General features: G+C 60.8%; 11 protein-coding genes. 8 read left to right on the forward strand and 3 right to left on the reverse strand.

All coding sequences use genetic code 11. From position 1 onward, the window contains the following. The 4 genes from JNL55_RS31275 to JNL55_RS31290 form a co-directional block, all read left to right on the forward strand. A partial coding sequence (locus JNL55_RS31275) for a TonB-dependent receptor (protein ID WP_293863830.1) occupies positions 1-1,246 on the forward strand: 1,246 nt, incomplete at its 5' end. Between the two features lies 1 nt (position 1,247). After that, positions 1,248-2,453 carry an acetyl-CoA C-acetyltransferase gene (locus tag JNL55_RS31280; RefSeq protein ID WP_293863833.1) on the forward strand — a complete coding sequence of 402 codons (1,206 nt, stop codon included), beginning with the start codon at positions 1,248-1,250 and terminating at the stop codon, positions 2,451-2,453. A 4-nt stretch (positions 2,454-2,457) separates the two neighbouring features. Further along, a complete protein-coding gene (locus JNL55_RS31285; protein ID WP_293863836.1) occupies positions 2,458-4,623 on the forward strand; it encodes a 3-hydroxyacyl-CoA dehydrogenase NAD-binding domain-containing protein in 2,166 nt (721 codons plus the stop codon). A gap of 1 nt (position 4,624) precedes the next feature. After that, positions 4,625-5,782 carry an acyl-CoA dehydrogenase family protein gene (locus JNL55_RS31290; protein WP_293863839.1) on the forward strand — a complete coding sequence of 386 codons (1,158 nt, stop codon included), beginning with the start codon at positions 4,625-4,627 and terminating at the stop codon, positions 5,780-5,782. 51 nt (positions 5,783-5,833) lie between these two features. Here the strand turns inward: JNL55_RS31290 and JNL55_RS31295 are convergent, their stop codons facing one another. Together JNL55_RS31295 and JNL55_RS31300 are read right to left on the reverse strand one after the other, a co-directional pair. Then, positions 5,834-8,236 (reverse strand): TonB-dependent receptor plug domain-containing protein, encoded by a 2,403-nt coding sequence (locus JNL55_RS31295; protein WP_293863842.1) that lies wholly within the window; start codon positions 8,234-8,236, stop codon positions 5,834-5,836. 158 nt (positions 8,237-8,394) lie between these two features. Continuing rightward, positions 8,395-8,703, reverse strand: a complete 309-nt coding sequence (locus JNL55_RS31300) for a hypothetical protein (RefSeq protein ID WP_293863845.1) — start codon at positions 8,701-8,703, stop codon at positions 8,395-8,397. A 112-nt stretch (positions 8,704-8,815) separates the two neighbouring features. On the opposite strand from JNL55_RS31300, the gene JNL55_RS31305 reads away from it, so the two are divergent. Then, positions 8,816-10,069, forward strand: a complete 1,254-nt coding sequence (locus JNL55_RS31305; RefSeq protein ID WP_293863848.1) for an alpha/beta hydrolase family protein — start codon at positions 8,816-8,818, stop codon at positions 10,067-10,069. A gap of 10 nt (positions 10,070-10,079) precedes the next feature. Here the strand turns inward: JNL55_RS31305 and JNL55_RS31310 are convergent, their stop codons facing one another. Continuing rightward, a complete protein-coding gene (locus JNL55_RS31310) occupies positions 10,080-10,883 on the reverse strand; it encodes a hypothetical protein (RefSeq protein ID WP_293863851.1) in 804 nt (267 codons plus the stop codon). Between the two features lie 352 nt (positions 10,884-11,235). On the opposite strand from JNL55_RS31310, the gene JNL55_RS31315 reads away from it, so the two are divergent. The 3 genes from JNL55_RS31315 to JNL55_RS31325 all read left to right on the forward strand — a co-directional run. Beyond that, the gene (locus JNL55_RS31315; RefSeq protein ID WP_293863854.1) at positions 11,236-11,763 is read left to right on the forward strand and encodes an RNA polymerase sigma factor; all 528 of its coding nucleotides are present in this window, start codon (positions 11,236-11,238) and stop codon (positions 11,761-11,763) included. Further along, positions 11,750-12,772: a FecR family protein gene (locus tag JNL55_RS31320; RefSeq protein WP_293863856.1), complete on the forward strand. Its 1,023-nt coding sequence runs from the start codon at positions 11,750-11,752 to the stop codon at positions 12,770-12,772. The genes JNL55_RS31315 and JNL55_RS31320 overlap by 14 nt, the downstream gene beginning before the upstream one ends. 113 nt (positions 12,773-12,885) lie before the next feature. After that, positions 12,886-13,432 (forward strand): STN domain-containing protein (locus JNL55_RS31325; RefSeq protein WP_293863860.1); only part of this gene is annotated, 547 nt, incomplete at its 3' end.

The following is a 13,432-nucleotide window of genomic DNA, read 5'->3' on the forward strand; positions in this document are numbered from 1 at the left end:
TTGGGAAGTGCTGAACGGCAAGATCACCTCGATCACCGGCTATCGCGACGTGGAAGTGGACAACACCACCGACTTCGACGGTTCGCAGTTCAGCTATTTCAATCAGTCGATCTTTTTCGAACAGGATCAGTTCAGCCAGGAGCTGCTGTATTCCTCCGATTGGGGCGGCCGGGTCAACGTGACCGGCGGCTTGTATTACTTCACTCAGAACTACACGCACTCCGAAGGCCGCGATTTGAATCGTCACGCGACTTTGACGGTGACTCGCGCCAATCTGGATCAGAAATCGTATGCCGCGTTCGGCGAAGTCGATATCAAGCTCGCCGATCGTTGGACGTTGACCCTCGGCGGTCGTTACACCGAAGAAACCAAGGAAGCCAAGAGCGTGCCGTTCTCCTCGGCGGTGGCTCTGTGCGCCGATGACACGATCTACGGCTTCGGTGACTGTACGTTCACTTACGGCCCCGGCGACAAACACACTTGGAGCGACTTCTCGCCCAAGGTGGTGCTTGGCTTCAAACCGGCTGAGGATCCTCTGGTTTACGCCAGCGCCACTCGCGGCTTCCGCAGCGGTGGTTACAGCTTGCGCGGCAACGTCATCTTCGCGCCGTTCGATGCTGAAGAGGTCAACGCTTTCGAGCTGGGTTACAAGGGCGATATGTTGGACGGCATGTTGCGTTTGAATGCCGCTGCCTACGTCAACAAGTACAAGGATCTGCAACGCACGGTGTTGGGCGTCGATCCGGTGTTCGGCGTGGTGCAGTCGACGTTCAACGTCGCCGACGCCACCATCCAGGGCTTGGAGCTGGATGTGGTGGCGCAAGTCACCGATCACTTGGTGCTGACGGCTGGTTACGGTTACACCGATGCGAGTTACGACTCGGCGGTGACGGGCTTCAACAAGAATCTCGACTTCGTGCGCGTGCCTGAGAACACCTTCTCCGGCAGTGCCACGTACAGCTTCGATCTAGATACGCTCGGTACGCTGTCGTTGCGCGGCGGTGTTTCGTACACCGACAAGGAGTTCTTCAACGACGCCAACACCGTCTCCGGGCCGGCTTACACCCTGGTCGATGCCAGCGTCGATTTCGAAACCGCGGATCGGAAATGGAAGGTGTCGTTGTTCGGCAAGAACCTCACCAAGGAAGAATATTCCTATTGGGGCTCGACCTTGGGTGCGCTCGGCGCCAACCGCTTCACTGGCGCGCCGCTCACTTACGGTCTGCGCATCGGCTACGACTTCTAACATGACTGACGCGTACATTTTCGATCACGCACGGACGCCTCGCGGCAAGGGGCGGCCTGACGGTTCGCTGCACGAGATCACTTCAGTACAGCTGGCCGCTCAGGTGCTCGGCGCTTTGGCCGAGCGCAATCAACTCGATACCGCACTGATCGACGACGTGGTGCTCGGCTGTGCGCAGCCAGTCGGCGAGCAAGGCGGCAACATCGGCCGAGCTGCAGTGTTGGCGGCGGACTATGCACAGTCCGTCGCCGGTCAGCAGGTTCACCGCTTCTGCGCTTCGGCGTTGGAAGCGGTGAATGCAGCGGCTGCGCAAGTGATGACCGGCGCAGCGGACGCGGCCATCGGCGGCGGCGTGGAGTCGATGTCACGCACTGTGATGGGCGCTGACAGCGGCGCCTGGTCAGCCGACCCTTGGTTTGCTTATCACAACTACTTCGCACCTCAAGGCATCGGCGCAGACGTCATTGCGACTCTCGACGGCTTCACTCGTGACGACGTCGATGACTATGCGGTGGAAAGTCAGCGACGAGCAGCGGTTGCCTGGCAGCAGGGACGTTTCCGGAAGGCCGTCGTTCCGGTGCGCGATTTGATCGGTGAAGTGCTGCTCGATCACGACGAGCACATGCGACCGGACACTACTCGCGAAGGCCTGGCCAAGCTCAAGCCTTCGTTCGTGGGCTTGGGGCAGATGGGCTTCAATGCGGTGGCCATGCAGCGCTATCCGCAAATCGAAACGGTTCAGCACGTGCATCACGGCGGCAACTCCAGCGGCATCGTCGATGGTGCCGGTGTGGTGCTGGTCGGCAACAAAGGCTTCGGCGAACGCACTGGGATGAAGCCGCGAGCGCGCATCAAGGCGTTCACGTCCATCGGTAGCGAGCCGACCATCATGCTTACGGCGCCGGCGGCAGTGACTCACAAACTGCTCAAGCGTTGCGGCATGTCGCTCAAGGACATCGATCTGTTCGAGATCAACGAAGCGTTCGCCGCGGTGGTGTTGCGCTACATGCGCGCGCTGGATCTGGATCCGCAAAAGGTCAACGTCAACGGCGGTGCCATTGCGATGGGCCATCCGCTCGGCGCCACCGGCGCCATCATTCTCGGCATCGTGCTGGATGAGTTGGAGCGGCGAGATTTGAATACCGCGTTGATCACGCTGTGCGCGGGCAATGGTCTCGGCACCGCCACTGTCATCGAAAGGGTTTGACAGGATGAAGACGTTACAGCTGGATGTAGATGCCGATGGCATCGCGCTGATCACGCTGGATGCGCCGGACAAGCCGATGAACGTGGTGTCGCCGCAGTTCATCGACGACATGATTGCTGCCATCGAGCGCGTCGCCAGTGACGCAGCCATCAAAGGCGCCATCATCACCTCCGGCAAGCCGGCGTTCATGGCGGGCGCGGATCTCAAATACATTCTCGGCATCGCTGGCGGCGCGCTCACGCTGAAGCAGGCGTATGCGTTCAGTCAGAAGCCGTCAGTGCAAATGCATCGACGCTTGGAGACTTGCGGCAAGCCGTTCGTGGCGGCGATCAATGGGCTGGCGCTTGGCGGCGGCTATGAGTTGGCGCTGGCCTGTCATCATCGTGTGATCGTCGATGATCCCAAAGCGGTGGTCGGGCTGCCTGAAGTCACTGTGGGTTTGTTGCCCGGTTCGGGCGGCACGCAACGGTTGGCTCGCATGGTCGGAGTGGAGAAGGCGGCGGCGTTGCTGCTCGACGGGCGTCAGGTGCCTCCAGCCGAAGCCTTGCAGCTCGGTATGGTAGATCAGGTGGTGCCGGCGGCCGACTTGCTGGGCGCGGCTCGTGCTTGGTTGTTGAAGTCGCCCAATGCGGTGCGCGTGTGGGACGTTAAGGGTTATCGCAGCAGCAATGGCTTGCTGAATCCCACCATCGTCAAAGTGATGAGCGAGCGGCCGGCGCAGATCGCGGCCAGCACGCGTCGCAATTACCCGGCGCCCATCGCCATTCTGGATTGTTTGTTTCAAGGCCTGCTGTTGCCGTTCGACAAGGCGTTGCAAGTCGAGTCGAAGCATTTTGCGCGCTTGCTGTGCGATCCGGTGGCCAGAAATTTGATTCGTACCAGCTTCGTCAATCGCGGCGAGGCCACCAAGCTCGCACGCCGTCCCAATGACGTGCCGAAGTCGAAAGTCACTCGAGTCGGAGTGCTCGGCGCCGGCATGATGGGCTCGGGCATCGCGTATGTATCAGCGCTCGCTGGCATCGACGTCGTGCTACTCGACAGCACGGCGGAGCAAGCGGAGAAGGGCAAGCAGTACTCGGTGAAGTTGTTGGCCAAGTCGGTGGAGCGCGGTAAGCAAACCCAGGCTGCGGCTGACGCTATCTTGGCACGCATCAAGGCTACGACGGATTATCAGGAACTCGCTGGCTGCGAACTGGTGGTCGAAGCCGTGTTTGAAGATGTCGGCATCAAAGCAGACGTCACCAAGCGCGCCGAAGCGGTGCTCGGCAGCTCCGCGATCTTCGCCAGCAACACGTCGACGTTGCCCATCACCAAGCTGGCGGAAGCGTCGACACGTGCGGCGCAGTTCATCGGATTGCACTTCTTCTCGCCGGTGGATCGTATGCCGTTGGTCGAAGTCATCATCGGCGGCCGTACCAGTCAGGAGACGTTGGCCAAGTCGCTCGACTACGTGGCACAGCTGCGTATGACGCCGATCGTGGTCAACGACTCGCGGGGGTTCTACACGAGCCGCGTATTCCAAACCTTCATCCACGAAGGCATGCGGATGCTGGAAGAAGGCATCGAACCGGCACGCATCGAGAACGCGGCCATTGCGGCCGGCTTTCCGGTTGGACCGCTGGCACTGCTCGATGAAGTGACCATTGAGTTGCCGTGGAAGATCGTGCAGGAATCTGAAGCGGCGCTGGGTGCCAACTATGTGCGCCCGTGTGCGTACGACGTTATGCGACGCATGTTGTACGAGATCAAGCGGCCGGGCCGACGACATGGCGGCGGCTTCTATGAGTATCCGGCCGAGGCGCCGAAGCGTTTGTGGTCGGGATTGTCGGCCGCGTTTCCGCCGGCTCGCAAGCAGCCGGAGGTGGCCGAAATTCGGGATCGACTGTTGTATATCCAGTCCCTCGAAACGGCGCGCTGTATGGAAGAAGGCGTCGTGGCTCATCCGGCGGATGCCGATGTCGGTGCGTTGCTCGGTTGGGGCTTTCCGGCTTGGACGGGCGGGCCTTTGTCGCTGATCGAAACCGTCGGACTGGAAAAGTTCGTGGCGCAAGCCGAACGCATGGCCGCCAAGTATGGTCCTCGGTTCGGGCCGTCGGACTGGCTGCGTGCGCGGGCCGAGCAGGGCGAGAGTTTCTATCAAACGGCCGCTCCGCGGACCGCCGCGGCCTGATATGCGACGTTTGATTTTCGACGCGGACCACGACGCCTTTCGCGAAACGGTCCGCCGTTTTTTCCGGAATGAAATCGGGCCGCATGCCGCGCGCTGGCGTGATCAAGGTCACGTTGACCGTTGGGCGTACACCAAGGCGGGCGAGCAAGGCTACCTGCTGATGTGGGCCGACGAGCGTTACGGTGGCGCCGGCGTCGAAGACTTTCGTTACGAGCAGATCGTTTACGAAGAAAACATCCGGCATGGCGAGCCGGGGTTCTATATCAATTTGCACTCCGGGCTGGTGGCGCCGTATCTGGATGGGCTCGGTGACGACGAACAGAAGCAGCGCTGGCTGCCGAAATGCATCAGCGGCGAATCGATTCTCGCTGTGGCCATGACCGAGCCCGGGTCGGGCAGCGACCTGGCCGGCATGAAGGCCACCGCTGTGGACCAAGGCGATCATTGGCTGCTGAACGGCTCCAAGACTTACATCTCCAACGGTCAGCTGGCCGACCTCATCGTGGTGGCCGCGCGCACCGTGCCTGATCAGCGCTATGGCATCGGCCTGTTCGTGGTCGAGGCCGACATGCCTGGCTTCAAGCGCGGCAATCGTTTGCACAAGATGGGCTTGAAGGCGCAGGACACGTCTGAGCTGTTCTTCGACAACGTCGCCGTACCCAAGCGCAATGTGCTCGGCGATGCCAGCAAAGGTTTCGGCTATCTACAACAGTTTCTAGTCGGCGAACGGCTGATCGCGGCCATCGACTCCATGGCTGCGGCCCAGACTGCTTTCGATATCACGTTGGAATACGTCCAAGGGCGGCGCGCGTTCGGTCGGCCGATCGGCACGTTCCAGAACAGTCGCTTCGTGATGGCGGGCTTGCGAGCGGAGATCGATTCCGCACAGACCTTCGTCGATCAATGCGTGATCGAGTACAACGCGGATCGGCTCACGGCAGATGAAGTAGCCGGTGCAAAACTGGTCGCCAGCGAAGTGGAAGGTCGCGTCGTCGATGCGTGCGTGCAGCTGCACGGCGGCGCTGGCTACATGGATGAGTATCGCATCAGCCGCATGTACACCGAAGCCCGCGTGTCCCGAATCTTCGCGGGCAGCTCGGAGATCATGAAAGAAATCATCGGCCGCGGTCTCGGCTTGGATGAGCGGAAGCTGAAGTAATCGGCAGCCCCGTTGCGACACGCGACCGTGGCGCAACGAGGTGACGCATCGTTAAATCCTCTTGTTCAGAATGAGCGCGATGGTGCGCGGATTCGCAGGCGAGTTCAGCGGGCTGTACGTCAGCACTTCGTCGGCGATCTGTGGCGGTTGCTGATCGAACACATTCGCGACGACCAGCGCGATCGAGGAATCTGCGAGCCAGGCAGAGCGATGATTGGCTGCGAAGCTCCAGCCGACGGCGAGACTCGCAGTCGTGTACGAACCGATGTGCGCATCGTTCTGGCCGTTGCGCGTGTCGGTGAAGCCGCCGCTGTGATACACCATCGAGCCGATCGACAATGGACCGCGTTGCCAACCGAGCGTGGCGTTCAAGCTCAGATCGGTCGGGTTATAAATGGTGCCCAGGCGTGACACGGCCGGCGTTCCCGGGGCGGACTGAGATTCCAAGCTCAGAATGTATTGTCCACGAATGCGCAGCGACGCATTGCCGCCGAGCAGTGCTCGCCGATAGGACAGATCCAGGTCGATGCCGTCGGTTCTTTGCGAGGCGTAGTTCTGGGTGCGTGCGTCGGCGACGACTCGAACGCTCGAGATCAATTCTGCGGGAACGGCGGCGAGTGACGGAAAGATGATCAGCTCGCCATCGTTCACGAACGGCACGTCGCTGGCAAAGATCCGATTGACCACAGGGTTGTTCAACAGCGCAGCGAGCTGACTATCGCTGGGATCGCGAGACGTGAACGTTTGCAATCCCGACAGTAGCAACAGATCGTCAGGAAAAGGACGGGCGACGCGATCAGTCAGTTCGATGCGATAGTAGCCCAGACCAAGGTCCAGATTTTCGATCCAGCTCGGCGCGTAGTCGAAGCCGACGGTGAATGTCTTTGCGTCCTGCGGTTGCAAGTCAGGATTGGAGCCGGCACGAAACATCGTGAGCGAGGTTCCGACGGGTAGTCGAGGGTCTTGCTCGGCGGGGTTCAGAAAAGCATCGGGCTGTGCTGTGAACGAAATCTGTTCCGCGATACCGACTCGGTCGCGCAGTCGCGGAGTCAGGAAGGATTGCGAGTAGGTGCCGCGCACGCTGAGTTCGGTGTTCACGCCCCAGCGCACACCCAGCTTGGGTGAGACCTTCGAACCCATCGGCGCACCGAAGTCGTCATAGCGAGCCGCGGCCGACCAAACCAGAGAGCGCACTAGCGGTATGGCTTGCTCCGCGCCGATCAATGGGAAATAGGCTTCGGCAAACGCCGACGACACTTCCACTTCGCCGCCGCCGTGCTGGAAAAAGATCAGTGCATCGGTGCGTAAAGTGTCGCGTCGGTATTGAAATCCGCCGACGGCATGGATGAGGCCGCCCGGCAGCGCGCCCAGCTCGGTCTGCGCGCGAGCTTCAGCGGAGAGCAAGCGATTGTCGTGATGTCTCGCAGTCTGCAAGATGCCGCGCCGGCGCGTCTCGTTGCTCGTCTCGTTTTCGTGATAGTCGAGCATCACATCGACCAGCGTGCTGCGCCCGGCCTGCCATTGCAAATTGCTATACAACGAGTAGCCGTCGGATTCGGTCAGAAAAGTGCGTCGATTGTTGGGCAAGGTCAGTTGATAAGCGCTGCGCTTGCTTTGGAAATAAACGCCGTCGATGGATAGTTTGGCCGCGCCGAACTGCTGGCTGGCGCCGCCAAAAAAACTGCCCACGGATTCATCGGGCGTAGCCGTGATTTCGTAATCGCCGCCGTACACCTCGACCGGATCGCCGACCAAGGGCTCGCGATCCTGGAGGGCGGCCGAGCCATAGATATTGCCGCCATCCCAGCGATGGCCCGCGGCCAGGCTTACTTGATATTCGTCGCGGTCGACTTCGGTTGCCGTCGAGCCGCGCACGCGCATCTCCAAGCCGTCGAAATCACGACGCGTTACCAAGTTCACCACGCCGCCGACCGCATCAGCGCCGTACGTTGCCGATGCACCGTCGGGGACGATCTCCAGACGTTCGATGAGCGCGGCCGGGATGAAGGACACCGTGGGCGTTTCGGTCATGCCAGCATTGGGCAAGCGGCGGCCATTGAGCAGCGTAAGAGTCGCGTCAGATCCCAGGCCGCGCAGGCTGAATGCTGAGAAGCCATCGAACTGATTCTGCGAAACCGCGCCGCCCAGGCCCGTGCCGAAGCCGACGCCGGTCGTCGCCGCTTCGCTCAGATCGCCAATGAAGTTCTGCGGCAGCATTTGTATGTATTCGGACAGCGCGCCGAGTCCTGACTCTTCCATGTCCTTCGCCGAATAGGTGAACACTGGACTAGCGATATACTCGCGCGGCAGTCCGCGCATGTTGGTCCCCGTCACCACTACTTCTTCAACGTTCTCCTCGCCATCGGCGCGCAGTTCCTGCGGCTCAGCTGCATTCGTGTCGAACGCCAGCAACGCGGTGGTTGCCATCAAACAATAGCGAGATCGAAATTTCACAAAAGTACCCCAGCACTGAAAATTTCCGCGAATCGCAGACGAGCGCAGGCCAGGGCGCGCAATGAAACAATGCGCACACAGCAGCAGCCCGTCAGCGAGACAGGTTTAAAACGACAGGTCGCGATACGACCCAGACGATTGGTCGAATTGTCGGAAGATCAGGCGAAGGGAGGGCCGCGCGGCTGCGCGGTGAGCAGCGGAGAGGAATAGATGGCGACCGTGCGGGTCTGAACGACTTCGTCCGTCGCTCGTTGCACGAAGTCGCACGGGTTCGTGACTTGCGGTGGCGATGCAAACCCGGCGTGGGCCACACACCAATCGCACGCAACGATGTGACTCTGGGGGGCGGGCGCCGAGTGGTCGTGAGTGACGAACGCAATTACGTTCGCAAACATCGCGACCAACACCAGCGCAAGCCAGGCTTGCGATCGGGCGGTCAGTCGGGAGTTGCGAAGCGGTGTGCTCACCGAATCAGAATATTCGTATCGTCGTTACGAGTAAAGATTCTTGCGAGTGGCGGCTGAGGAAAATTCTCCTCGGCTCGTATTAAAGGATGACGACCAGGGGAGCCGATTGCAGATGACGGATGTTCGCCGCGCGCTACAGACCGCGTCGCTATTGCTTGGAGTGTGTCTCCAGACCAGCGTGTTGGCGCAGGCTCTGGAGAAGAGTGCTGACCAGGTGTCCATGGACATCTTCGCCGGCGATGCGCGAGGCCCGCATCAAACCGGCACGTTCGAAGAGTATTGGATCGACGAGCAGCGCGACGAGCCCACCACCACCGATCCCAACGACAAGCGGCGCTTGATGGTGCAGCTCTGGTATCCGGCCACGTTCAAACCGAACGCGGCACGGGCGCCTTACATTCTGCATCCGGATCTGTACCCAACGGACAAACAGAAGTGGCTCAAGCTCGCGAAGAACGCGCGAACCACGTCGGTGTTGAATGCGCCGCTACTGACGGCGGATGCGCCATTTCCAGTGGTGATCTACAACCCCGGTGGCGGTCATCCGCCGTTCACCGGTACGTCGCAAACCGAGTATCTGGCCAGTCATGGTTATGTGGTCGTGGCCATCGGCCACACCGGGCTGACCGGCATCGCTCGCTTTCCCGATGGCTCCACTTACAAGCTCGACACCAATGATCCCGAGCCGACTGCAGCCGAGCGCCAGACCATGACCGACGCCGATGCGTTTCGGCTGGAAGTGGAACGCAGCTCCGCAACCATGATGCCGCTGCACGTCAAGGACATCAGCTACGTGCTCGACCGGTTGCAAGCCATGAATGCCAAGCCCGGCCATCGTTTTTATCGGCATCTGGATTTCGATCGTGTCGGTTCGATGGGCTGGTCGCTGGGTGGCGCGTTGTCGCTGCAAGCGAGTCGCGACGAGCCGCGCATCAAGGCGGCGGTGAATCTGGACGGCTGGCTGTACACCGATGTGTATCGCACTGGCACCAAGCGGCCAGTCATGCAGATTCATCAGTCCGAGGACGTGATGTATCTAAAGCCCGGCCAGAGCGCGGCCAAGCGCGAGACGCTGCTGTATGCGAACAGCTTGCTGTGGCAGTTCTTTTCCAAGACCGAGGCGGATTGGTACGACGTGACGTTGAATCGTGCCCATCATGGTCACTTTTCGGATCGGATTCTGTTCACGCCCATGCAGGAGCAGTACATGCACCCGCGGGTGGCGCAGGATTGGACCAATCGTTTCGTGTTGGAGTTTTTCGACAAGTATTTGCGGGGCCAGGCGGAGGCGCCGTTCTTGTCCGGCACAAGAACATTTCCAGATGCGCTGGTGCTGCGTGGGACGAAGCAGGCGGGCACGCAGTAAGCAGTGCTTGCTACCAGGGTCCCTCGCAGCAGTTGGGATTATTTCTGAGTAGGAACGCGGCGATTTCGTTGGCGCGCGTGGTTTCTTGAGGATTCAAAAAACCTTGCAAATAGTTTGATCTTTCACCTAGCACTTGCAGCTGAAAGTTGTAGCTTCGAGAACGGTCGGTCGCGGCCGCGGCTTCATACAGCTTCAGTTCGATCAGATTGTAAGCATAGATATAGGCGTAGTCGGTTGCAGGGTCCGGCAGCCTGAGCAAAGCCATCTGCAATGACTGCAGGGCGTAGAGATTGCCTTCGTTCCAGAGCTGGGTGAAATCGGTCACTGCCTCGGGCGTACCGAACTTGGCTTGGCCCCAGGCGAGTCGGGCTCGCATATCGCCGCCTTCGGCCGCTCTTTCCAGCCATTGCGGGGATTCGGCGATCTGCGCGTCCGTGGTGCCGGCACAGCGCTTCGCCGGCTTGATCAAGAAAGATTGTGCCACTTGCTCGGGATCGCTGGATTGGCCGATGGGCTGGGGTTTCTTGTTTGCTGAGCGATAGATGAGGACGCGGTCTCGCTTGAGGCGCGTGAGCGCTTCATTGAGCGACGCTTCGGTGGTGAATGCTTCGCGACACCGCTCCAGTTCGTCATAGAGCATCATGGCCGCGCCAGCATTGCCAGCCTCGGCCATGGCGCGAAGCGGGCCGTAGTCGTCTTTGAGTCGATCGCTGAGCTCGATTCCCAACGGAGTGCCGCGAGGCATGGGCTTCAACATGACCTCGATCTGCTCGCCGTCGGGCATCTCAACCAGCCCTGGCCGAGTGACCGGCATGGGCCGATTTGGTGCGTTTCCCGTGAGTATTGGGCGAGGCGGCGGGGCAGCCTCGGTTGCAGCGGCAACGGGTTGCGGGATTGGGGCCGCCACCGGGGCGGTTTCGACCTGAGTTGGCGCCGGGTTGGGCGGGCTCCGATCCCAAAAAGCGAGTAGCGCCGCCGCGCCTACAGCCGCCAGCCCGGCGCTAGCCCAAAGCGGCCTAATACGCGCCACCATGCGGTTACCTCACTTCCTGTCGAAAAAAAATTCCTTTAGGGGTCGCGAGGTTGAACCGGCCGGCGGACCCAGGCACTCTACGCCTGCGATCTCATATTTGCGCCCTGGAATGGCGGATTGACGCGAAGGGTGCATGAGTTCCGAAGCCGTAACCGAGCTGAATTCCTCCTCCACCGTGACGCAGCTGCGTCCGGCGCTGGTGCGTTTCTTCCGGCGCCGCTGTCAGAGCCTGGCGGAAGCCGAAGACTTGGCCCACGAAGTCATCGTGCGCGCCCTACAGCATGCGCACTGGACCTCCGACGAGCAGGCCAAGAACTACATCTTCCGCGCGGCTATCAACTTGTGGCGAGATCGCATGCGGCGCAATGCCGTGCGAGGCAACGCCGAAGTCGATTGGGACGATGACTCCACCCTCGCGGTGACTGAGGGGACGACCCTCGACCGCGTATTACTGAGTGAGGAGGAGTTGTATCGCGTGCATGCGGCGCTCCTGGAGTTGGGCGAGCGAACGCGCGATGTGTTCGTGCTGCATCGATTGGAACATCTGAAATACACCGAGATCGCCGGGATGCTAGGGGTGTCTGTGAGCGCAGTGGAAAAACATATGAGCAAGGCGCTAGCGCACCTTGCCCGCCGGATCGACGATCATGAGTTCGTCTGACCGTAGCGTGCTGCCGGATTCGACCGCGGATGCGGAGGAGTTGGCGGCTCAGGGATTCCTGCGCGAGCGCGGTGCTACGTTCGATGGCGCACAAGTGCCTGATACCAATGACGAGTCGACGGCACGTGCTGCTCGGGATCGAGTCGAACGTGCCTGGCGCGCAGTCGGCGAGCACGCCGGCTCTCCGGAATTGATGGGCCTGCGTGAGCAGGCCATGGCTCGGGCGCGTCGCGCTCGTGCACGCCGTTGGTATCAACCTGCTGCTTTGTCCCGCCCGATGACGCTGGCCGCTTCGTTGGCAGCCGCGCTGGTCGTGGCCGGCGTGTGGACGTTCTCCGATTATGGGCCGCTGACCGATAGCTATCGCACCGGCATCGGCGAACAACGCGTGATCGAGCTGGAAGATCATTCCAAAGTCACGCTGGATGCGAAGACCAAAATTCGCGTGCGCTTCTCTCGCGACGCTCGCGTCATCGAGATGTCTGAAGGCCAGGCTCAGTTCTCTGTGGCCAAAGATGCCACGCGGCCGTTCAAAGTGATTGCTGGCGAGCATGCTGTGGTAGCGCTCGGCACGGTGTTCACCGTCGAGTATCTCGATAACGAGTTCAACGTCGCGATGTTGGAAGGGCGAGTCGCCATCACCGGCGTGGATGCACCGCTGCCGCGCATGGCTGCACCCAAGCCGCTCGAGATCAGTGCGGGCGAGGCGTTGCAAGTTTCCAATGCCGGTGCTGTCACCGTCATTCCCAAAGCCGATCTGTCGGCGGCCACGGCGTGGCGCCAAGGCCGAGTGATTTTCCACGACGAGCCGCTGGGGTCTGCGGTTCGGCGTATCAATCGATATTCGAAGGTGCAAGTTCAGGTCGACGATGCCGGACTGGCCCAGGTCAGCGTGAGTGGTGTGTTCGAGGTGGGCGATACGCGAGCGTTCGCGCAAGCCGTGCAGTCGTATCTGCCGGTGAGTGCCGACTACTCCGACCCGAACACCATTTTGCTGAGCCCGAAGTAATTTGAAATTTGTTTGCACGCGCTGCTGAGGTAAATGCTTCCGTGCTCGTAACTACTAGATGAGGGAGTGATTCGGACTCTCTCAACTACTACTACACGGGGAGCCGATTGCCGATGAATATTCTTCGCCGCGCCTTGCAGGCTGCACTGGTCAGCGCCTGCACCGTTACTGTCACGCCGATCGCGTTCGCTGCCGGTGCCGCAGGTGCCGAGACCGTTGCGAGCTACGATCTGGAAATTCCTTCGCAGGATCTGCACGCAGCGCTACAACAGCTGGCGCTCGCTTCGCATCACCGCCTCTTTTATAAGTCCGCCTTCGTTGCCGGCAAAACCAGCCCGGCGCTGAGCGGCAGCTTCACCACCGAACAAGCGTTGCGCCAACTGCTGTCCGGCACCGATTTGGTCTATGAAATCACGCCGGAAGCCGTCGTGTTGATTCGTCCGCGGGACGCAGCGGTCGGCAACGCGCAGGGCAGTGCTTCGTGGATTCGGATTGCTTCTGCCGACACGGGCAGCGGTGCCGAGTCGAGCGACACCAAGCGCGTCGACACGTCGGAGTTGACCGAGATCATCGTCAACGGTCGTCGTATCGACGCCGTCACCATGATGAAGCGCGGTGAGACACTGCTCGACACGCCGCAGGCTGTCACGATCATCGGTC

This window comes from Steroidobacter sp. (assembly GCF_016790065.1).
Taxonomy (GTDB): Bacteria; Pseudomonadota; Gammaproteobacteria; order Steroidobacterales; family Steroidobacteraceae; genus Steroidobacter.

Bases quoted from the DNA above. Each gene is read 5' to 3' on its own strand.
- JNL55_RS31280 (WP_293863833.1), top strand. From the start codon at position 1,248: ATGACTGACGCGTACATTTTCGATCACGCACGGACGCCTCGCGGCAAG.
- JNL55_RS31285 (WP_293863836.1), top strand. From the start codon at position 2,458: ATGAAGACGTTACAGCTGGATGTAGATGCCGATGGCATCGCGCTGATC.
- JNL55_RS31290 (WP_293863839.1), top strand. From the start codon at position 4,625: ATGCGACGTTTGATTTTCGACGCGGACCACGACGCCTTTCGCGAAACG.
- JNL55_RS31305 (WP_293863848.1), top strand. From the start codon at position 8,816: ATGACGGATGTTCGCCGCGCGCTACAGACCGCGTCGCTATTGCTTGGA.
- JNL55_RS31310 (WP_293863851.1), bottom strand. From the start codon at position 10,883: ATGCCGGTCACTCGGCCAGGGCTGGTTGAGATGCCCGACGGCGAGCAG.
- JNL55_RS31315 (WP_293863854.1), top strand. From the start codon at position 11,236: ATGAGTTCCGAAGCCGTAACCGAGCTGAATTCCTCCTCCACCGTGACG.
- JNL55_RS31320 (WP_293863856.1), top strand. From the start codon at position 11,750: ATGAGTTCGTCTGACCGTAGCGTGCTGCCGGATTCGACCGCGGATGCG.